General features: G+C 52.5%; 16 protein-coding genes. 8 read left to right on the top strand and 8 right to left on the bottom strand.

Annotated features, from left to right (window positions below; genetic code table 11):
• Window positions 1-380 precede the first annotated feature (380 nt).
• The 3 genes from OOT00_RS11055 (at window position 381) to OOT00_RS11045 (ending at window position 3,986) form a co-directional block, all read left to right on the top strand.
• The gene (locus tag OOT00_RS11055) at window positions 381-1,220 is read left to right on the top strand and encodes an MBL fold metallo-hydrolase (RefSeq protein WP_265425438.1); all 840 of its coding nucleotides are present in this window, start codon (window positions 381-383) and stop codon (window positions 1,218-1,220) included.
• Window positions 1,221-1,258: 38 nt separating this feature from the next.
• The gene (locus OOT00_RS11050; protein WP_265425437.1) at window positions 1,259-1,993 is read left to right on the top strand and encodes an SIR2 family NAD-dependent protein deacylase; all 735 of its coding nucleotides are present in this window, start codon (window positions 1,259-1,261) and stop codon (window positions 1,991-1,993) included.
• Between the two features lie 109 nt (window positions 1,994-2,102).
• Window positions 2,103-3,986, top strand: a complete 1,884-nt coding sequence (locus OOT00_RS11045) for a response regulator (protein WP_265425436.1) — start codon at window positions 2,103-2,105, stop codon at window positions 3,984-3,986.
• 34 nt (window positions 3,987-4,020) lie between these two features.
• On the opposite strand, the gene OOT00_RS11040 is transcribed toward OOT00_RS11045, so the two are convergent.
• From OOT00_RS11040 to OOT00_RS11025, 4 genes are read right to left on the bottom strand one after another with little or no spacing between them, the layout of a single operon-like run.
• Window positions 4,021-5,754 (bottom strand): DUF6178 family protein, encoded by a 1,734-nt coding sequence (locus OOT00_RS11040; protein WP_265425435.1) that lies wholly within the window; start codon window positions 5,752-5,754, stop codon window positions 4,021-4,023.
• A 30-nt stretch (window positions 5,755-5,784) separates the two neighbouring features.
• A complete protein-coding gene (locus OOT00_RS11035; protein WP_265425434.1) occupies window positions 5,785-7,155 on the bottom strand; it encodes an AmpG family muropeptide MFS transporter in 1,371 nt (456 codons plus the stop codon).
• 25 nt (window positions 7,156-7,180) lie between these two features.
• Window positions 7,181-7,750 carry a nitroreductase family protein gene (locus OOT00_RS11030; RefSeq protein ID WP_265425433.1) on the bottom strand — a complete coding sequence of 190 codons (570 nt, stop codon included), beginning with the start codon at window positions 7,748-7,750 and terminating at the stop codon, window positions 7,181-7,183.
• Window positions 7,744-8,415 carry an XTP/dITP diphosphatase gene (locus tag OOT00_RS11025; RefSeq protein ID WP_265425432.1) on the bottom strand — a complete coding sequence of 224 codons (672 nt, stop codon included), beginning with the start codon at window positions 8,413-8,415 and terminating at the stop codon, window positions 7,744-7,746. The genes OOT00_RS11030 and OOT00_RS11025 overlap by 7 nt, the downstream gene beginning before the upstream one ends.
• 307 nt (window positions 8,416-8,722) lie before the next feature.
• Here OOT00_RS11025 and iorA point away from each other — a divergent pair, with 307 nt between their 5' ends.
• The 5 genes from iorA to OOT00_RS11000 all read left to right on the top strand — a co-directional run bounded on the left by iorA (window position 8,723) and on the right by OOT00_RS11000 (window position 13,842).
• A complete protein-coding gene (iorA, locus tag OOT00_RS11020; protein ID WP_265425431.1) occupies window positions 8,723-10,579 on the top strand; it encodes an indolepyruvate ferredoxin oxidoreductase subunit alpha in 1,857 nt (618 codons plus the stop codon).
• 54 nt (window positions 10,580-10,633) lie between these two features.
• Window positions 10,634-11,221: an indolepyruvate oxidoreductase subunit beta gene (locus tag OOT00_RS11015; RefSeq protein WP_265425430.1), complete on the top strand. Its 588-nt coding sequence runs from the start codon at window positions 10,634-10,636 to the stop codon at window positions 11,219-11,221.
• Window positions 11,222-11,544: 323 nt separating this feature from the next.
• Window positions 11,545-12,507, top strand: a complete 963-nt coding sequence (locus OOT00_RS11010) for a GGDEF domain-containing response regulator (protein WP_265425429.1) — start codon at window positions 11,545-11,547, stop codon at window positions 12,505-12,507.
• Complete coding sequence (locus OOT00_RS11005; RefSeq protein WP_265425428.1) at window positions 12,471-12,905, top strand: GNAT family N-acetyltransferase; 435 nt, start codon at window positions 12,471-12,473, stop codon at window positions 12,903-12,905. The genes OOT00_RS11010 and OOT00_RS11005 overlap by 37 nt, the downstream gene beginning before the upstream one ends.
• 19 nt (window positions 12,906-12,924) lie before the next feature.
• Window positions 12,925-13,842: a DUF2156 domain-containing protein gene (locus tag OOT00_RS11000; RefSeq protein ID WP_265425427.1), complete on the top strand. Its 918-nt coding sequence runs from the start codon at window positions 12,925-12,927 to the stop codon at window positions 13,840-13,842.
• A 110-nt stretch (window positions 13,843-13,952) separates the two neighbouring features.
• Here the strand turns inward: OOT00_RS11000 and OOT00_RS10995 are convergent, their stop codons facing one another.
• From OOT00_RS10995 to OOT00_RS10980, 4 genes are all read right to left on the bottom strand, one after another.
• On the bottom strand, window positions 13,953-16,844 hold the full coding sequence (locus tag OOT00_RS10995) for a sensor domain-containing protein (RefSeq protein WP_265425426.1): 2,892 nt from the start codon (window positions 16,842-16,844) through the stop codon (window positions 13,953-13,955).
• 555 nt (window positions 16,845-17,399) lie between these two features.
• Window positions 17,400-18,518, bottom strand: a complete 1,119-nt coding sequence (locus OOT00_RS10990) for a lipocalin-like domain-containing protein (RefSeq protein ID WP_265425425.1) — start codon at window positions 18,516-18,518, stop codon at window positions 17,400-17,402.
• Complete coding sequence (locus OOT00_RS10985; RefSeq protein ID WP_265425424.1) at window positions 18,515-21,109, bottom strand: FtsX-like permease family protein; 2,595 nt, start codon at window positions 21,107-21,109, stop codon at window positions 18,515-18,517. Before OOT00_RS10985 ends, OOT00_RS10990 begins: the two co-directional genes overlap by 4 nt.
• The gene (locus OOT00_RS10980) at window positions 21,106-21,921 is read right to left on the bottom strand and encodes an ABC transporter ATP-binding protein (protein WP_265425423.1); all 816 of its coding nucleotides are present in this window, start codon (window positions 21,919-21,921) and stop codon (window positions 21,106-21,108) included. Before OOT00_RS10980 ends, OOT00_RS10985 begins: the two co-directional genes overlap by 4 nt.
• Window positions 21,922-22,092 lie beyond the last annotated feature (171 nt).

Genomic DNA, 22,092 nt, shown 5'->3' with positions numbered 1-22,092 from the left:
TTCCTGTTCCCTGTAATGTGGCTTCAAAAAAGAACCCTCTTGCAAGATTATTGCAAAAAAACAGAACGGGTTTTTACATGAAAACATCTTCCCTTGCAACAGAGAGTGCCGGAACCAGCTCCTTCCATGCAAATCCCATTGACACCATGGCCTATTTCAGACAAGTATAGCCCATGTAGTGGCCCATATCTGCTTCACTGCAGTTAAAAAAGTAAAAGGATTCCGAATGGCTGAAGCCCTTCCTTCTTTTTTCGTTCGCGCCTTCGGAAAACAATCGTAAATACGGCCACAGATCCACACGACAGATCTATCAGTTCCAGAGATATTCCGGCCCCTTCGGCCATCCGTCAACTTCCACCGTAACCCCAGAAGAGGCGCATATGTATGTGAAGTGCTGGGGAGCACGCGGTTCCATTCCTGTTTCCGGGCCTCCGTACAACCGCTATGGCGGGGACACGGCCTGTATGGAAATCCGCACTTCGGATGATCACATCCTGATCGTGGATGCCGGGACAGGCATCCGCCGCCTGGGCAACCAGCTCCTGAAAGAAGGCCGGCTCCATTACCATCTTCTTTTCACCCACGCCCACTGGGATCATCTGATGGGTTTTCCCTTTTTCAGACCCATATTTACAGAGGGCACCACCATCCGGGTTTTTCGCTGTCCATCTTCAGAAGGGTATGCGGAATCCATGATCACCAGAGTCATGACACCTCCCAACTTTCCCATCAACTATTCGGATCTTAAGGCAAAAATTAGCTTCAAAAACGGGTGCCCGGACCCATTCTTTCTCGGAAGCATGCGCATTACCCCCATCAGACTCAATCATCCCAATGGCGGATGCGGATATCGTTTTACGGAAAACGAGAAAAGCTTTGTTTTTCTGACAGACAATGAGCTAGGCCATCGCCATGCAGAAGGTCTTACCTTTGAAGACTACAGGGATTTCTGTAGGGGGGCGGATCTTCTGATCCATGATGCGGAATATACACCCGATGAATATGGAACCAAAATCCTATGGGGTCATTCCTCGTATATGGATGTTGTACGTCTGGCTATGGAAAGCGGAGTCCGGCGACTGGGTTTTTTCCATCATAATCAGGACCGGTCAGATACGGATGTTGACAGAATGGTCAGAAATGCGTGCGACCATATCCGTCGACACAACTCAAGCCTTGAATGCTTTGCCGTTGCGGCAGATATGCACTTTTATCTCTGAATCCAACGAAATTTTTCACATAACAGCAAGGAAGCACCATGAACCTTTCCATGGAAGAGGTTTTTGCCATTACAAACCGGAGCCATCGCATTGTGGCCCTGACCGGAGCGGGTATTTCCGTTGAAAGTGGCATTCCTCCCTTTCGTGGGAAAGGAGGGCTATGGGAAACCATGAACCCCATGGAATTCGCTCATATCCGGTCCTTTCGGAAAGACCCTGCCAGGGTCTGGGATATTCTGCTCCGCACCATGAAAGACACGCTGGATAAGGCCAGACCTAACCCAGCCCACGAAGCACTTTTTCAGCTGGAACAAACGGGAAGGCTGCAAGGTATCATCACCCAAAATATCGATGGCCTTCATCAGGCTGCCGGTAACCGCTGCGTTGTGGAGTTCCACGGAAGTTTTGCAAAGATTCGCTGCACGAAATGCGACCGGACCCTTGGCATTCAGCAACTCTCCCTTACGCAGCTGCCGCCCCTCTGTGCATGCGGAGGTGTACTTCGCCCCGACTGCGTCTTTTTTGGAGAAAATATTCCTGAAGAAACCATGATCAAAGCCAGAGAGCTTACCCTGTCATGCGATCTGATGCTTGTGGTGGGAACATCCGCCGAAGTCTGGCCGGCAGCGGAACTACCCCATATGGCCAAAGCAGCCGGGGCCCGTATCATTGAAATCAACCCGGAACCAACATCCCTTACCCTTCATTCCGATGGACTTCTTCAGGGACAGGCGGGCAGACTCCTTCCAAAGCTCCTGGCAATGATGACATAGCCCTGATAATATTTGATTTTTCCAGCAGAAACAGACATATCCGTTATGGCACCATATATCTTTCATATACAGGAACAAACCATTCGGAAATCAATCCACCGGAGCCTTCATGCAGGAGCCTAAGGTCCATATATTCTGGGAAAGCCCTCTCGGAAGAGAACACCTCAGCCTCTGGCTGAAAAAACTGGGCTATTCACCGGCCCCTTTTTCACCGTCCGCATACCGGAACCAGACTACTGCCGATGCCCCTATTATCTTTTCAGGCCCTGGCCATGAGCTACCCGCAGCTCTTCCCGGCAATACCCAAAACATTCATATAGGCAGAGAGCCGGGCAAAGCGACCCGTCTTTTTCTCAAAACACCCGTTGCTCCCCGTGCCCTTGCCCATCTGCTAGCCCATCTTGACCACCCGGAAAAGATACATGCCTACTCTCCGGGTATTCCCACGGATTTCATGGATATGATTCCATGGCTCGACACCCTCACACCCCGGAATGCCCCCATCCTCCTCCCGGAGCTTTTTCAGTACCTGGATGATAGAAAAGCCGATACAGCCATATTGCCTCTTCTTACGGAAAAAGTGCAGGTTCTCCTCAACTCTTCTCCAGAACTGATTCTTCTGGGACTGGAACAGGGAGGATACCGTACCCGACGCATCTGCGCCCGGACTGCCGGAAGTATCCGTCTGAACAAAGCCCTTCCGATTCTTATGCATCTTCTTACTGACACAGACAATTCGGAAGAGGGCGAAATACTGATCCGCGCTCTGGGCCATTTCCCCGATGCTATGGTCAGAAGGGTGCTCCACAAAGAAGCCCTGGGAGAGGATACGCTCCGTGCCCTTGCGGCCATTGAATGCCTCGGGGCTATCCATAGAGACAACGACAGCATTGCACTGCTGTCAGATCTCATTGAGCACCCGGAAGGTATACGGGCAGTGAACGCGGCCAATGCCCTGGCCGCAGCAGGAACACCTGAAGGTTATACAGCGCTGGCAGCGCATCTGCACCCGGACGATGCCGTTGTACGCAAAGAGGTGGCAACCCTGCTGGTCCGGGGGGGTGAGAAGGCCATTCAGCCCATTATTCAAGCCATGAAAACAGCCAGCACCCCCGGCCGGGTGATTGGCTGCCTTATTCTGGGGTATACGGGACTCACGGAAGCCATTGACAGCCTGTGCATCCAGCTACGACACAAAGATGCCAATGTCCGCTTTTCCGCCTGCGAGGCCCTTGGCAGAATTCCCTCGGAAAAAACCTTTCTCCCCTTAAGTGCGGCACTGGAAGACACCAATGCGGATGTGGTCTGCGCTGCCATCACCGGTCTCAACCTCCAGCACCCGAAAACAGGTGCAAGGGCCGTCCGTCAGGCTCTGCTCGCCCACCCCCATCGCAGTTCCACCCTGATTGCCGCCATGGCAGCCATGCAGGCTACAGCCCTTTTCATCGGGCTTTCGGAAGACCGCAAACTCACCCTGTCCATCATCAAAACCGCGGCAGAGAGTCGCAATACCCGTCTGCTCCACCGCTTTCTTGAAGCCTGTTCCAGCATTCCCCATTCCGCCACACGCCAGGGCTGCGAGCATATACTCCGCAAAGCCATCGACGAAATTCCGGCAGAACGCCCCCGCATTCTCGTTACAGACGACTCCCCTACCATGAGACGATTTTATGAGACCCTGCTGCCCCAGTATGGATATACCGTTGAAACAGCAAGGGACGGTCTCAATGCCCTGGCAAGAATTCAGCCAGACCCCTCACGGTTCGCGCTTCTGTTAACCGATCTGAATATGCCCAACAAAAACGGCATCGAATTGACGCGTCTGGTCAGGGAAGAGCTGGGACAAGAATTCCCCATTCTCATGGTTTCCACAGAAACCCTGGAAAGCCAGAAAAAAGCCGCTTTTGAGGCAGGGGTTACGGCCTTTCTGAGCAAACCCTTCACCACCGCAGACCTTGTCTGGCATATCCGCAAACTGCTCAGATCAGAATGAAGTCTTCTCCCGCCCTGCAATGACAGCCCTGTTTTCATGCAGGACGGAGAAGGAAAAGCTCAATGTAACGACAATCCAGATCGGCAGGATTCATCTGCCCCATTTCCCCTTCCAGCTCCCCGAAAAGAGTTTCCAGAGCAGGACCGATGCGATCCGCCAGAGCAGCAGCATCCAATCCGGTCCGGCCCGCAAGCCAGGCGAGAAAATTATTCTTGCGGTCCATGCCCGGAGACCCTCCTCCCCCTTTCCCCATAGAAATACCTTTCAGAAACAAGCGGAACCTTTCCTCGTGCAGGGGAATCAACTTCCCTTGTTCCCGGTCGTCCCCCAGGCTATCGTTTGCCCACAGGGTCAACAGAAGATTTTTCCATGTCAGAAGACGCCCCATGCTATCCACCTCCCTGAGGCCAAGAAGGGCCAGCACATCGTCCAGAGCCATGATGTCGTCCACTGCCTCTTCCCCCTCTGCAATCTCTGTGTCGGAAGCAAAGGGCAGATAATAGCTACCCGTGCTAAGAGAGGCATCAAAACGAAGGGGCAAATCGAGGAGAAGTCCCCCCAAAAGCCCCATGCCTTCCTCTTCCCAGAAAGAAAGGGACAGGCCACTTCTGCGGAACCATGCCTTTTCCCACCAGCCTTCGATTTTCCACTTCAGCCGCATCACAGGTCCGAAGCCCGCCCGGAAAACCGCATCCATCCGGTATTGTTTCAATACAGTTGAAACAGTTCCCGCATCAGGCTCATGCTGCCCCGTAATCCGGCCAATCCCTACCCGTACATAGCCCATCACCATCCGTCCTGCAGCGTCGATCTCTTCACGGGAACGGAGAACTTTTCCCTTTGCTGCAATAAAACGATTGCAAAGATCCGCCAGTTCAAGCTGCAGCTCCGTGAGTCCCTCCTCACTGTCCATGAGTGCTACAGCCTCGGAAAAACGAACATCCGACGATGCCATGCGTAAGCCCTGTTCAGGAACGGCAAATTTCCAATCAGATGATGAACGGGTACGGCCCTTTCTGCCAAGGGTTTCCAGTTCCCCATCCCCAAGGGGTTGAAACAGGGCCACCGCCTCTTCTTTGGGAATAAAACCCTTCTCCGCCATACGCACTCTTCGCCAGCGCAGGGAGCTTTCCTCCAGTTCTGCCGGAATGGACCAGGCCATTTCCTGAAGAACACGGAAAAAAAGAGGATGGGAAATGTCCGCCAGATGCCGGAAAAAAACCCCCAGCGCCTCTTCCCTCGCATCCTTTTCTTCCGGCCTGTAATCCGTGTCTACTGCCAGAGGACGCATACGAAAATACAAAACATCGTCCATGGTGGAAAAGCCATCCCCGAAGTCAGACGGATCCTCATCGTGCTCCCGGAGACGCACCTCCACATTCCGGAAAAGCCAGGCATCCATGAGGTCCCCTTCCTCCTCCAGAAGGAATTGGACAAAACGCCGGGGAGCCGCCAGAAAAAAACGCATAAACCAGATACCCATGGCACCATAGGCGGGAAGATCCCTTACCCAGCATTCCTGATCCAATATAAAATGCCATTGTTTATCCGATGCCATGGCCAGAACGGGGGCAAAATCATCCGGCCCGATACGATGCATGAGAAGAAAAAAATCCTCTTCAGGAAAAGAATGCACCAGAGGCAAAGACTCGGGATCTGAGAGAAGCATTTCAAGAGCTTCTTCCCCGGAAAGATTTTCCAGGTGCTGTCGTTTGATCCTAAGGGCCATAAGACGCTGTTCATGGGTGGATAGGTATGATGATGTCATTCCTTGGTACCTCTTTGGAGTAGATACGGTTCAGACGGTTTTCTGATGCCCCGGCTGCTGCAGGGTATCCGGATTGGCATAGCGGGCCACCAGAATGGCCAGCAGCACAGCAGGGAGGCCGATGAGGGCTGATGAGATAAAAAACAAAAACCAGCTGGTTTGCTCCACAAGAATCCCCGTAAATCCGGCAAGAAACTGTCCGGGAAGGGTCATGATGGAACTGAAAAGGGCATATTGTGTGGCCGTATAGGCCGTATTGGTAAGGCTGGAAAGGTAGGCAATAAAAACGGCAACTGCCATACCCGCGCTGATATTATCTGCCATAATGGCCACCACAAGACCGTACAGCTCCGGTCCCAGAAGGGCCAGCCAGGAAAACGTCAGGTTGGTCAGCGGTGCCAGCACGGTGGTGGCTATCAGCATGCGCATGATACCGAATCGAACCACCAGTACGCCCCCCACAGCCGCACCCGTAAGGGTCATGGCCAGACCAAAGGCAGCGGCGACATTACCGATCTGAGTTTTGGTGAATCCCAGATCCAGATAAAAGGGGTTGGCCATAACCCCCATGAAAATATCACTGATACGGAACAAGCCAATAAAAAGAAGAATCAGAAACCCTGTCATACGAAAACGTTGCCAAAAATCCGCAAAAGGGCCGATAATGGCTCCAACAAACCAGAGCCGGAAGGTATGAAGCCGGGATCGCCCCTCTCCGTTCCGAAAGGCAGCAACCTCCTTTTCCAGACGCAAAGTCTCTTCATCCACAAAGACATCGGGTTCCTCAATCATCAGTGTAGTGAGAATTCCCACCCCCATCAGAACGGCCATACCTCCATAGGCCACAGACCAGTTGAAACTGGCAGCAAGATGAAGAGCTCCGGCCCCGGCGGCCAGAAGGGCCACACGGTATCCCAACACATAGCTGGCTGCCATGGCACCCTGCAACTCCTTTGCCGCCGCCTCAATCCGATAGGCATCAATGGCAATATCCTGAGTCGCCGAAGCAAACCCGGCTGCTACCGCCCAGAGTGCCACCAGTGCCAGGTGGGTCCTGGGATCCGTAAAGGCCATACCGGCCAGGGACAGACACAAAAGCAGCTGTCCGAAAAACATCCAGGAACGTCGCCTTCCCATAAGACGGGTCAGAAAGGGGAGCGGAATCCGGTCCACCACAGGGGCCCATAAAATCTTCAGACTATGGGCCATGCCAACCCAACTTAAAAAGCCTATGGCAGCCAGGCTGATCCCCAGATCCCTGAGCCAGGCAGTAAACGTACCCCCTACCAGAAGGAGAGGAAGCCCTGCGGCAAAACCCAAAAACAGCATTCCCATCACCCGAGGATGACGATACACACGGAAAGCGGCACCCCAGGAATCTGTTTTCCGTTTCTCAATCATGAAGGCCCCTTTCCTGCAGCGAATGTCAGGATATCAGGATATCGGAAAGAAGTCGTTTTGGAACATGGTGCACGCCCTTTTCATCCCGCCAGTATTGCACGGAGCTGTCCTGCTTCATGGCCTCCATCACCACCTTTTCTCCGGGCTCGCCAAGAGCCAGAACCAGCAGGATATCCAGACTCTCAGGGATGGCAAGAACCCTGCGCAGAACCTCCTTATCCATATTGGCCAGCATGCAGGCACCCAGCCCTTTTTCAGCCGCACCAAGGGCCATGGTCTGCGCAGCAATGCCGATATCACAGAAAAGATGCTCTCCGCCCTTTTCAGGGCCACAGATCACAATGTAGGCGGCAGGCCTTTCACCGGGTTTCGGTCCTTGCCAGTCTTTCAGGTAAGCCGCCCAACCCAGGGCCTGAAAAACCCCATCCCTTTCCCCTGCTTCCCTGACCGGTCGGAAACGAAGCCTCTGCAGGTTGCCTGCGGAAGGAGACTGGCGGGCAAGATCAATCAGTTCTGCCAGAACCTGACTGCCAACCGCCTCTTTTTCCACAAAACGGCGCACGGAACGACTTTGCGCCACAAGATTTTTCAGCACGGCCCTCCCTCCTTTGATCTGACGCAGGCAAAACGCTGAGAACGGGGCAGATTCTGCTCCAGCCAGAGAAGAATCTTTTCAAATTCGGAACGAACCTCTCCCAGAGCCCGGCCACGATGACTAACCCGGCTTTTTTCCTCCATATCCGCCTCACCAAAACTTTTCCCCAGTTCCGGACAGAAAAAAAGAGGATCATAACCGAAGCCCTTCTGACCCACAGGCGCATGCAGAATTTCGCCCTCACAGCGGCCTTCATAGGTCAGGGCCTGGCCTGTGGGCACAGCGATGGAGATCACGCACTCAAAAGCAGCTTTTCTACTGATTTTCCCTTCCATGGCCGCCAGAAGCTTTGCATTGTTTTCCCCATCATTGGCCCCCTCTCCTGCATAACGGGCCGAATGGACACCGGGCTTGCCACCAAGGGCCTCCACCACGAGGCCCGAATCATCGGCCAGGGTTGCCAGCCCCAGATAGCGGGCCGTCAGGGCAGCCTTTTTATACGCATTAGCATCAAACGACTCACCATCTTCCACTATTTCCGGGATGGGGCCGAAATCTGAAAGATTTTTAATATCAACGGGAAAACCCTCCAGCATGGACATAATCTCACGGGTTTTGCCGGGATTACCTGTGGCCAGCACAAGAGTCACTTTCTGATCTGCCATCCTACTCCCCTCCTTTCAAAAACAGCATGCAATCATCATCATAACGGAACAGTCATCCTTATAATCAAGGCCCCCGGTATTGTAAAGCCTGCTCATCCAGCACCGAAGAAAGAAGACTTCAGCAAGGATGCGTTATCATAAAAAGTGTTTACACCCTGAACTGCCTTGGTATAAGAATTTGCAGCACTGGAAACGATCTTACAGAAATCCGGAACCCGGCGGACACGCTCTGAAACGCCTGCTGCCGAACCTACCTTATGTTCAGACCCATGGGGACCTGAACACCATCTTCATCAAGGAATTGACCATGCACAAACTTCTGACTGACAAACCCGGCGAATCCATGTTCCTTCTTGGAAATGAAGCCATTGCCCGGGGAGCCATGGAAGCCGGTGTGGCCTTTACATCCACCTATCCCGGCACGCCCTCTTCGGAGCTTTCCCTCAACTTTTTTCAGATGTCACGGGAAAGCGACCTCTATTTTGAATACAGTACCAACGAAAAAGTCTCCCTTGAAGTAGCCGCCGCAGCTGCCAACAGCGGTGTACGCAGCATGTGCATGATGAAACATGTAGGGCTCAATGTGGCTGCCGACGTACTCATGAGCCTTGCCTATGTGGGAGTTACCGCTGGCCTTGTTATCCTGACGGCCGATGACCCGTTCATGTTCTCCAGCCAAAATGAACAGGATAACCGTTATTATGCCAAATTCGGCGGGCTACCCATGATGGAACCTTCTTCCGTGGAAGAAGCCAAGGAAATGGTCAAAGAAGCCTTTGCCCTTTCCGAAAAACTAAAAAGACCCGTACTGTTCCGCACCACGACCCGCATCAACCACTCCACAGCCGTTGTCACTCTGGGTGAACTGCCTCCCCGCACAACCAGAGGAGAATTCATCAAAGAACCCATGCGCTGCGTCACCGTTCCTGCCGTTTCCAGAGGTCTTCATGTCAAACTGCTGGCCGATCTGGACAGGGCTCAGGAAATGGCAGAAAATTCTCCCTTCAACTTTGTGGAAGGCAGCGGCAACCTCGGCATTATCGCCAACGGTGTCAGCTACACCTATGCGGTGGATGCCGTAAGAGATCTGAAAGCGAAAGACCGGATCCGCATCCTTCGCCTTGGTTTCTCCAATCCGATGCCTGCAAAACTGATCAAAAACTTTCTGGCTTCATGCGATCAGGTTCTTGTCATTGAAGAGGGAGAACCTTTTATGGAAGAGGCGGTCAAAGCCTTTGCCCAGGAAGGGGGGCTCACCCTCCCCATTGCAGGAAAAACTCCCTCCCTTTTCTCAAGACTCTATGAGTTTGATCCGGCCATGGTACGCAACTGCATGGCCTCCTTCTTCGGTATTGCCCATGAACCGGCCCCGGCTACGGATCTTTCCGGAACACCCGCGCTTCCCATGCGGCCGCCCACCCTTTGCGCCGGGTGCTCTCACAGGTCCGTCTTTTATGCCGTCAAAAAAGCCTGTGAAGGCCAGGACGTTATCTTCCCCTCGGATATCGGCTGCTATACCTTAGGCTTTATGCCGCCTCTGGGTATGGGTGACTTTGTTATCTGCATGGGTGCCTCAGCGGGTACAGCATGTGGCTTCTCCACCGTAACGGATAAAAAAGTTGTGGCTTTTGTAGGAGACTCCACCTTCTTTCACTCCGGCCTTTCCGGATTGATCAATGGGGTTTTCAACAATCACAACTTCACCCTTGTGATCCTCGACAACCGCACAACCGCCATGACCGGTCATCAGCCGAATCCCGGCGTCGATATGACAGAACTTGCCATGGAAAATTATAATACGGTGGACATTGAGGCCGTTGTGCGGGCCGTGGGCGTCAAGCATGTTTCCGTTGTACGGGCCTTCAATGTCAGAAAAACCATGGATGCCGTACGGGAATCCCTTGCATTTGAAGGGGTATCGGTCATTATCGCAAAGGAAAAATGTGCGCTGTACGCCAAAAGTCTCAAACAGCTTAAAGGCAAACCCTTTCAGGTAAACCCGGAAAAATGCAAAAATCACAGAGAATGCATTGATGCTCTGGGATGCCCGGCCTTCTACCTGGAAAACGGAATGCCCCGCATCCATACCCATCTCTGCGTAGGATGTGCGCTCTGTGCCCAAGCCTGTCCGGAAAACGCCATTGTTCCGGCCAAGAGCCTTTAAAACCAACGTTTACGGGCCGGGAAGTCCCGGTCCTCTTCCATATAAGGGGAACCCATGGAACCCAAACGTCTTATTATTGTTGCAGTTGGTGGTCAGGGCAACCTGCTGGCCTCCCATGTTCTTGGCGAAGCCGCTCTCATGTCCGGCATACCTGTCCGCATGAGTGAAATTCACGGTATGGCCCAGAGAGGTGGCGTGGTGGAATCCGCCCTTGTTTTCGGTGAAGCCAGATCCACCATCATTTCCGACGGCGAAGCCGATCTTTTTGTGAGCTTTGAACCCTGCGAAGCCCTTCGGGCTCTGAAAAAGTGCAATCCCCGAACCGTTGCCATCACCAATACCCGGCCCCTCCCTCCCTTTACGGCTGTTATCGGCCGGGGGACCTATCCCGATATCAGCGAGGTCACTACGATTCTCCGGGACAAAACAGGCCGCCTCATTGCATTTGATGCGACAGCTCTTGCAGAAGAAGCCGGTAATTCCATGTGTCTGAACATGGTTCTACTGGGTACCCTTATAGCCACAGGAGTTCTCCCCATCACAGCCGAAGCTGTTCGCGAAGCCATCCGTACGCGAACCAAAGCCAGCTTTGTGGATATGAATATTCTTGCCTTTGAAAAAGGGTTCGCCCAAGCAACCTGAGTATGACAGTATCTCTATGCTCCCGGGCCATTATCCGGCTCCGGGAGACAGCACCCGCCCTTTCCCTGCATCCCCATCCCCATGGATGCCCTCCACATAAAAATCCCATATAAAAAAAAGATATCTGATTCATGCTTCCATCGTTCCATGCTGTTGTGTTAGAATGGGTCTTTATCTTGTAAACAGAGTCTTTCTTTTCCTTTACATAGAAAAAGAAATATCCGGACAGCCCTCCTGCAGCTGTCAGCCATAAGGTAACTCTGCCATTCACCGGTATCCTCCCGGTAACCTGTTTCCGATCCACTGGTTAAAGGAAGCCTCCCATGACCCGAATTCTTGTTGTGGACGACGACAATGCCATCCGATCCGCCATGGAAGCTTATATCAATATGGATGGTTTCCAGACCGCCTCCGTAGCCAGTGCAGAGGAGGCCATCGAACACCTTCAGACCTTCGGGCCTGTGGATGTGGTGATTACAGACATCATGATGGAAGGCATGTCCGGCCTTGAACTGACGGACTATATCCGCAACAATTACGATACGGATGTAATCATCATGACAGGCTACAGCGCAGAGTACTCCTACGAGGAAGCCATACGCCGCGGCGCCAGTGACATTCTTTTCAAACCCGCCCGTTTTGAAGAAATTCTTTTACGTCTTAAACGGGTACTGCGGGAGCGAAAACTGACCCATGAAAGGGAAGTCATGCTGGCAAAGCTCCAGGAGCTTTCCATTACCGATGAGCTGACAGGTCTTTATAATTCCAGACATTTTCATGCCCGCATTGCAAAAGAGGCGGAACGGTTCCGGAGAAATCATCACCCATTATCCCTTCTGCTCCTCGACATCGACCACTTCAAGACTTATAATGATACCTATGGTCATCTGGAAGGAGACCAGGTTCTGATGCGCATGGGAGATATTATCCGCAACAGTCTTCGCTCCATGGATTCCGCCTACAGATACGGAGGTGAAGAGTTCACCATACTCCTTCCGGAAACAGACGCTGAAGAAGCCCTTGTGGTGGCACACCGCATACAAGAAAGCCTTCTTTCTGCACAGTTTTTTCCAGCGGGAACTTCTGAACCTGTTCCCATAACTGTGAGCGTGGGCATAACCGAGTATATGGAAGAGGAAGCCGTTGTCACCTTTATTCAACGTGCAGATATGGCCATGTACTGCTCCAAGAACAACGGGCGTAATCAGATCACAAGCCTCTTGAGCAATGATCAAAGGAAATGTATACAATGCCTGAACTCCTGGTCCTCCGGGAACCCGAGCTGAAAGACTGCCGGGAAATTCTTGCCCTCTACCATGCTGAAAACTGGTGGCAGGGCCCTGATAACCTCGAACTGGTTGCCCGCATCATTGCAGGCAGCCATCTTTTTTTAACTGTCCGTGAGCAGGGCAATATTATCGGTATGGGCAGGGCTATCAGCGATGGTGTCTGCGATGCCTATATTCAGGATGTAACCATTCATGGGGATTACCGGTCAAAAGGCCTTGGCAGAAACATGGTCAACGAACTCTGCCGCCTTCTTTCCCAGCAAGGAATCGAATGGATAGGCCTGATTGCCGAGAGGGGTTCCCACCCATTTTATGAAAAACTGGGTTTCGGTATCATGCCCCGCGCCCTTCCCATGCTCCATGGAAAAACCCTTCAACTTATGGGACTACAGTAAAGGTCCACTCAGGAAGACAATGAAGTTTCAGACAATATCCTTACAAGACTATGACAGACTCTCACCTTACTTCACAAACCAAACCTACCCGCTTTGCAGCTACTCCCTGCCCTCCCTGCTTTCATGGCAGACAAAGGCCTATCATCCCGTTGCCGCTTTCAGCCGGGACAGCCTGATCATTGGAGCTGACTATGCCCATCAGCCAGAGCTCCGACACTTGATTCTACCCTTGGGCAAGGGGAAAAAATGGCAGCCGGAAGAACTCCGTGATCTCTGCAGAGAATCCCGTTTCCCCGCCTTCTGGTTTGCTCCGGAAAGCTGGATAAAGGAAACAGGCAAAGAAGCCCTTGAAACCTTTTTTCTTGTTGAAGAACAAAGTGCCTATGCGGACTATATCTACCTCAAAGAAGACCTTGCCACACTGAAGGGAAGAAAATACGCTAAAAAAAGAAATCTCATTTCACAGTTTCAGCGCACCTACAGCGAAGACCGAATTGAGATTCGGCCCATCACCACGGGAGACATACCGGAATGCCTTACTTTTCTTGAGGAATGGTGCAGGGAAAGAAAGTGCGACAGGGATCCGGAAACCGATATGGCCTGTGAGAAAATAGCCGCAGCCAATGCCATAGAAATGATTGACCATACCGACTACAAAGGACTCAAGCTTTCTCTGGACGGAAATCTGGTTGCTTTTGGCATTGCCAATCGTCTTACTTCCGACATGGGCGTACTGCATTTTGAAAAAGCTCTGGGCTCGATCAAGGGATTGTATCAGTATTTTGACAAAGAATGCTGCGCACGCCTGTTTTCTCCGGATATTCATTTTATCAACAAGGAATCCGATATGGATGAGCCGGGCCTTGCCCATGCAAAAAGCTCCTACCATCCTGTCCGCCGAGAAAGATCCTTTGTACTGACTCCGAAAGCAGCATAAAGCGCCCGAAACCAGCTGGCTGCCGGATACATGATGCCGATGACAGGAAGCCGCACGGTTTCCCTGTCACCGGGTATATGCCCCGACAAACCTTGCCCCTGGAAAACCAGCTACCCTAACTCCTGCCTGCCAATGGTAATGGACGAAGCCGAACCGAAGGGTGCGGGCTTTCCAATGAGAAAGCCCTGTCCATAATCCACACCAAAGTCCGTGAGCAATTTCATGGTTTCTGCCTGCTCCACAAACTCAGCTACGGTTTGAATGCCCATTTCCCGTGCCATCTGCACGATGGCACGGACCACACTACGGTCTTCCTGCCGTTCATGGAGCTTTCGGATAAAGGAACCATCAATCTTGATAAAATCAACACCCAGCTCCCGCAGGTAAACAAAGCTTGTAAAACCAACTCCAAAATCATCCAGAGAAAAACGGCAACCAAGGGCTTTCATCTGACGAATAAAGTCCAGCGCCCTGTCCATATCCTGAATGGCGGCCGTTTCCGTAATCTCAAAAATCAGCTGACCGGGATCCGCACCACTTTCCAGGATGCTTCTTTTCATAAAGGATGCCATTCCCGCATCGGCGAGATCCCTGCCGGAAAGATTCATGGAAAAGGAAACAATTCGTCCCCTTTTTTTCAGACCGGCCTGACAGACAAAGGTTTTTCCCGCCACCACACGATCAATGGAGCCCACCAGTCCATGGCGCTCCGCTGCCTGGATAAAGGCTCCGGGCAGCACCATTCTTCCGTCTGGCTCCCGAAGCCGTACCAGTGCCTCATAGTGTGCGATGCTGCGGTCGGACAACCGCATGATGGGCTGATACCAGACATCGAAACGATCAGAGGCCAGTGCATCCAGAATTCTCTGCTTCTGATAGAAAGTGGCCCGCTTGAGTTCGCCTTCCCGATCTTCCGGGACAAAAATACGGCATCGGTTCTTACCAAATTCCTTGGCTTTTCCAAGGGCTGCATCCAGAACCGCCAGAAAGGTAACCCCATCACCCGCATGCTCCGGAATCAGAGCCAGTCCTGCCGACACGGTGACGCGCACACCCCCTTCTTCAAACCGGCCACTTTCCACCCGGCTACGGATCTCCTCACCCAGAGCAAGAGCTTCGGCTCCCCCCATGTTCCGGACAAAAAGTGCCATCTGATCCCCGCCGAAACGACCCATGAACCAGCTTTCGGGTACCAGCCGGGCCTCAAGGGTCTGTCGGACCATGCGGATCAGCCTCCGTAAAACCCCATCGCCCCTTGCATAGCCAATCTGGTCATTGATCAGCTTGAAACCGTCAATATCAATAAGCATCCCAACGCCCCTGCCGGAAAACTCCTCGCTCAACCTGCGGATAAAGCTGTCTCTGTTCAGAAGCCCGGTCTGCACATCATAGGTTTCCAGATAAAGAGCCCGCTCTTCTGCCTGTTTTTTTTCCGTAGTGTCTTCCTGAATGGCCAGAAAATTGACTATTTCACCCGTATGACCCCGCACCGGCGAAATCAACCCTTTGCCCCAGTAAAAGGACCCGTTTTTGGTCTTGTTTTTAAAATCTCCACGCCATGTGTGACCGGACAGAATGGTTTCCCAGAGAGAGGCATAGGTTTCCGGTCTTGTTTCTCCGGATGCCAGAATTCTCGGGTTCTGCCCTATCACTTCCTCCCGCACATAACCCGTAACCCTCTCAAAAACCTTATTCACATACTCAATGGTTCCATGACGGTCCGTGATAAAAACCACATTGGTACTTTGTTCAATGGCCATGGTGAGCTTATGCAGCTCTGCTTGCACCTTTTTATTTTCCGTAATGTCCTGAGATGTTCCCACAAGGCGCATCACCTGGCCCTGACCATCCGTCACCGCCCGGCCGTTCACGGAAAAAATACGGAGCTCTCCCCCAACCCGTACACCATGCTCCAGATGAAAAGCCCTGCCTTCATTCCATGCCGCATCCACCGCTGCCTGAATACGGGGGTGATCCGTTTCCGGAACCTGCTTCAGAAAAACACCAAAATCAGGATCGGCATCATCATCCGGCATTTTCATATTTCGGAACATCTGGCGGCTCCAGCGGAGCACGCCCGTTCCCCTTTCCATTTTCCAACTGCCGATACCCGCCACCTGCTGGGCTTCCGAAAGGGTTTCCTCGCTCTCCTGAAGTGCCCGAAGGGTCTGCATGGATAAGGTGATATCTCTGACCATCATGGCATAAACAGAGGTATCCTCCGCCTGGATGTACTGCAACCGAAGTTCCGCTTCATAGCAGGTTTTATCTTTCCTGCAGATATGGGCTGTCACAACACGACCGCACTCTCTGCCCTCGCTCAAATCTCCGATGACATCCCGGAAATCGCCCTCTGCCATACCCATAAACAGATCCCAGGCATGCATGCTCCGCAGAGCGCCCAAATCATATCCGCAATTCTGAAGGGCACTGGCATTAGCATCCTGAAAAAGGAAGGTTGCCGGATCCAGAAGAAAAATCTCTTCCTGAAGACTTTCAAAAATACGGCCTAGACGAAGCTGCAAATCCCTGTTTCTGCGTGCCTCGGTTACATCCATAACACTGGTAATTTTATAGCGCTTTCCAGCCTCATCTTTCAAAAGACCTGCCGTTGCCAAAATTCGCAGGGGTCGCCCGTCTTTATGCCGCACCTCCCACTCCATGGGTGGCTCCTCCCCCATGTCAAAAAAGCGGGCCAGAGCCCGACGGGCGGTCTCTTTTTTCTCTTCGGGAAGAACAAGGGTAAAGTGCCGGGCAAGCAGCTCGTCCCGATCATATCCATAGATACGGGTATAGGCAGGGTTTACGTCCACAAAATGCCCGGCTTCATCCACAACACAGAGACCCGTATCGGCCACATCCCAGGCTTGCAGGCGCAGAAGATCTTCCTTGTCCAGATCTTTTTGACCCTTTTCCAAAACTTGGGAAATATCAGCTATACGCCTTTCAAGGCCCTTCAAAAGAGACTCCAGATCCTGGGGCAGATAGGATGGATGAGACATGCAAACCTTCCTTACGGACAAGGTGGATTCTAGAAAAATGTACTATAATACTATTTTCACTTATTAACGGGCATGCCTGCCAGGCGGTTGCAGGGCCACACAATTTTTTTGTTGATAGTGCATTATTATGAAATCCCAGTAACGTAGCCCCGGCGCAAGACACCCCGGCTGTTTGCAAGTGACATGGCAATCCTTTCGGAGCAGAGTTTCGCAGGCCTGTGCGGAAGCGGCAAACTGCCTGAGCCGCCACAAAGGCAGCATGCTTACGCCTGCTATGCTAATCAAAAAGCTCATCCTGCCGTGACGGGAAGTTTTGGCCGCTTCCGCACAGGGCAAAGGACTCTCAGAATCCGGCACTCAAGATCCATAGGCATTTTTGTTCCCGTAAAGGGCTTGGGTTTTTCAGCTTCCGTACCGGATTGGGTCACGGACAAACGGCCGGGGTGTCTGTGCATCTGCCTGACAATTGTGACCATTCCCAGACAAATAGCACTGAAAACAACATATACAAGGGAGTCTTAGCGCAGAATAACTTACAGTGGCTCAAAAGTTACCCTACAGCCTTCCGGCCATGGATCCCGCATACCCCGTCAGTTCGGCATAGCCTTTTCCCGTCAGGGCTTTTCCCTTGCGGGTTCCGGAAACAAGGATGCTGCCCTCCCAGTAAATGACACTGCCGGGGCTGTCCTGCGGACGCATTTCCTGATCCTTAAGGGGCGTCTCAAAGTAAAGATCCAGATCCACAGAGGGCAGCTGCAATCGCCAGGCCACCGGATAAACAGCCCCGGATTCCGGGCTGCGCCAGGTACTTTGAACAGATAATGCCACATCTTCCATGGGGATTGAAACACTTTTTCCTTCAGGGTCCACAAGGGTTCCTGAGTAAATCAGAGCAGAACCGTCCTTTGCACGCACCTGAAAAAACATGAGATCATAAGCGTCGGAAAGCTGAATGGAAAACCAGTCCCAGCCCACGGCATCGGGGTCCAGAGGTTCCGATGAAAACTCATGATCCATCCAGGACAAACCTTCAAGCCCATACTTTTCTTCCCCCAGTATTATGCTGCCACGGGTTTTCAGACGGGTGAAGGAATAATAACAACTGGCCCTCTCCGGAGCATTTCCCTTAAGGGAATAACCCCCATCGCCATGCAGTATAAGGGGTTTTTCAGGCTCAAGCTCAAAGGAAAAGGCAAAATCATGCTCCACAAGTGCAAGGTGCTGCTTTTTTTCCCCAAGGTTCATTGTCCACTCGCCCATATGGATAAAAAAGGCGGCATCCTCCATGCCCCATAAAACCATCCCCGGTTCTGGCCGCATCAGACGGCTGGCATGGAAATGTCTTCTGCCCTCCATATCGGAAACAGCCCCATGGGCCATCCATATTTCTTCTGTCCGCCAAAAAGAAGGCTTTTCAGGCTGTGCAAAACGATCCGGTGGCCCAAGGCGGGAACGGAAAAAGGTGAGCTGATAACCAAAGTGCCGCCCCGTATCCGTCGTGAGGTTACCGGTATAATACCACCATTCCGTACGAAAATCCGGATGGGGACCATGATCTTTGGGAAAAACCAGCCCGCAGGGTCCGTCCACCCGGGGAAAATCCCCGGCGGAGACAAAGAAGGGAAAAATACAGAGCGAAAAAAAAACAAGAAGAAAAACCTTAAACTTTTTCATGAAGCTCCCTCCCGGAGGGCTTCCGCCGGAGACCCCCGCAGGGCAAGGGCCATGGCAGGGCCTGCCGCCAGCATTCCCGCAAGAAAAATCATCAGAATCCCTGCCAAAAGATTCATACCATCCAGAGCAAATAAAAAGGTCCAGCCAAAGGACTGTTTATTGATGCCATGGATAAGGAGATAAGAAAGCACAAAGCCGCAGGCAAGCCCGGCCACAAGGGAGAAGGCCAGAAGCAGCCCTGCCTCCCAGCGTACCATGGACCGCACCTGAAAAGCAGAAGCCCCAAGGCTTCTCAGAGTCAGAAGCTCCACCCTTTCCACCATCACCCGCAGGGTCATGGTGGTGGCTATGCCAAGCCCTGCTATGCCAAGGGCCATGGCCAGAAGAACAAAGGTCACGGCAAAGGTTTCATCGAAAATATCCAAAACGGCATTTCTCAAAGAAAGACCTGCCACCACATCCACGCTGTCTCCGTAATCTTTTAGAAGCTGATTTCTTAAAAGTTCAAGGGCAAGGTCCTTTTCCTGCCCTCCGTCACCGGAACTCTTATTATAGAAAAGGCGCATCCCTGAAATTTCCTGATTTCCCGTTTGATTCTCAAGGGCCTCCATGTCACAGGAAAGGGCAAGTGTCCGGGTACGAAAATCCCGGACAATGGCTTTTACCTCAAACGGCAGGAAAACTCCGTCCACATAAAAATCGAGTATCTGCCCCTTATCCAGCCCGTGGAGATGCAGAGCCGGTTCCGATACCAGAAGGGGAATGGGTCCATGGCCGGAATAAAAATATGCATCGGAAGAATTGCCGGTGACATCGAGAAAACCACCGTAGCGGGAAAGAATATCCATATCCATGGCTTCCAGATCAAAAACAAGGCCATCTTTTTCAAGTTTCACCCTGCGGTAACCCAAGGCATCCCATGAAGGCAGTTTTTCTATTTGAGCCACAAGCTCTGCGGAAAGGGGATAGCGGTAATCATTTAACTCTGCCATTTTACTTCGGATGAAAAGATCCCCGCTGATACTCTGGTCTACCCAGAGACGCACGGTTTCACGGAAACTTGTAATCATCAGGGAAAGGGCCACAAAAAGGGCAACGGCCGTTGTCAGGGCACCTGCTGCCAGAGCAATACGGCCACCACTTTCCCGAAACTGCCTTGCCGCCAGAAAGGCAGAAACACCGAAACGGCGTCCCAGAAAAAGGGCCATGCCCGGCCCCAGACGGGCCAATACCCAGGGCAGAATCAAAGCCGTTCCGCCGAAAAGGGAAAAGGCTGCCAGATATCCGCCCATGGGCAGGCCATCCAGTGCAGGCAGTCCTGCAAAAAGGGGAACTGCGGCCAGAAGCCCAAGACCCGCCAGAACAGCAGGCTTTCCTGCACCGGGTTTTCTGACGGAAAAATCCCTTGCCGCCATGGCCCTTTTCGCTGATACGGACGTGGCCTGAAGTGCGGGATACAGAGCCGCGATGGCGGCCACAAAAAGGGTCAGCGCAAGGGTCAGCCAGAGATCCTGAAATCTAAAGGCATGGGCTGCCACACCCTTTCCAAAGAAAAGGGTCTCAAGGGTTTTTCCAACTCCATCCTGCAAAAAGGGATACGCCAAGAGGGTAAGGGGCAGAGAAAAAAGCCAGCCCATGATCCCCAACAGCAGACCTTCTGTAATAAAAAGCAAAAATATGGATGCCTTTGCAGCGCCCATGGCCCGGAGCATGGCCACCTCCCGGCTTCGGGATGCGGCATTGAGGGCCACCACGCTGTAAACAAGAAACATACCCACAAAAAGAGAGACAAAACCCATCACCAGAAGATTCATGCGATAGGCCTTTACCATGGAAAGGCCCGTATCCCTGAAAGCTGTGGCAGGCTGCATCTGTACCCCTGAAGGCAGCATGGCTTCCAGAGCCATTATATCCGCCCCTGCATGCAGCCTCAGATCCATGCGATCCACAAGGCCATAGCGGCCCGTACTTTCCTGAAAGGTGGCCATATCGCAAAGAGCCAGCCCTCCGCCCTCGGCCAGAGCCAGCCCCTTTTCCTCCAGAATCCCTGCCACAAACATATCGGCGGGTTTTCCTCCGTGGAGAATCCGCAGACTGTCTCCACGGCCAAGATCCAGCCTTCGGGCAAGACTACGGGTCACAAGCATGGCACCGGGCCTTGTCACCAGTTCGGAAATTCCGCCAGAATCTTCTTCGGAAGACACAGGCTCCCACTGCCGAAAGGAGGTATCCAGAAAAGGATCCAGCCCCATGAGCAGAAAAGGGCGTTCTCCTTGCTTGTCTTGTCTGTCCGGCAGCACATAAACAGAAGAAAAGGGAGCCGCCGCAAGCACATCCGGATGATGCAGGAAATCCGCCATCAGCTCTTCCGGTATGCCTTCCGGTCCGGCGGTCAGGTGATAATCCGCCCGGCCCGTTACCTGTGTGACGGATGAGGAGAAACTCTCCCCTGCTCCGTCAATGGCCATGCGCACACTGGAAAAGACGGAGGCTCCCAGAGCAATGGCCAGAAGGGCCGCAAAGGTTCTCAGTTTCTGCCGCAGCAGATGACGCAGAGAAATACGGAAAAGAAGAAAGAAAAAAAACTTCATGGCTTCATGCCCTGAATGGAGGTGGTGAGGGTATCCGTATAAGGGGCGGCTCCTTTTACAAAAGAGGCCGCCGACGCCAAAGGATCAGGCCTTGCGTCAGAAACCCTGCCATCCATCAGGTGAATTATATGGCTGGCAAAGGGATCTGCCATGTCACTGTGGGTAGCCATGACAAGGGTGGCCCCTTTTTTCACCAGATCCGACAGAAGAGTGATAACAGCCATGGCATTGCTTTCATCCAGATTGCCAGTAGGTTCGTCGGCCAGCAGCAGATCCGGTTCGTTCACAAGGGCCCTTGCTATGGCCACCCGCTGCATCTCACCGCCTGAAAGTTCCGCAGGCAGATGATGCATGCGCGGCCCCATGCCGAGGGATTTGAGAAGATCCCCTGCCCTTTTCTGTGCAGCCCCTTGTTTGCAGCCTGCCAGAAGCGAAGGAAGCATGACATTCTCCACGGCCCTCAAGGTGGGCAGAAGATTAAAGGACTGAAAAATCACCCCCACACCGTGACGGCGAAAGGTATCCAGATCCGGATTTTTTCCCGGAGACAGGTCATAATCCCCTACCCTCAGGCTGCCCGCATCCGGCCTGTCCAGACCGGCAAGCAGAGACAAAAGCGTGGTTTTCCCTGAACCGCTGCGTCCCTTCAGCAGTACAAAATTTCCCCGGTTCACCGTAAGATCCACATGGTCCAGTGCCTTCAGCTCCGCACCCTTTCTGCCGTAAAAACGGCAGAGACCTGAAGCCAAAACCAGCGGCACCGGGTTTTCGTCCATGTCTTCCATGCTTCTGCTTTCAATGGCAGCATCCATATTCTCTCCTTGTCCGGCAGCAAAGAATTGTTCAGCAATATCTTTGCTGGCTAAGGACCATAGCTGTCAGGCAAGTTCACAGGCACCCGGACTATTTGCCCGTGACGCAAAGCTGCTGAGATTACAATATCTGAATTGTAGAATAAAATGTGCTGTATACGTAGACAAATA

The organism is Desulfobotulus pelophilus, assembly GCF_026155325.1.
Taxonomy (GTDB): Bacteria; Desulfobacterota; Desulfobacteria; order Desulfobacterales; family ASO4-4; genus Desulfobotulus; species Desulfobotulus pelophilus.
This window is presented reverse-complemented; position numbering and strand designations above follow the sequence as displayed.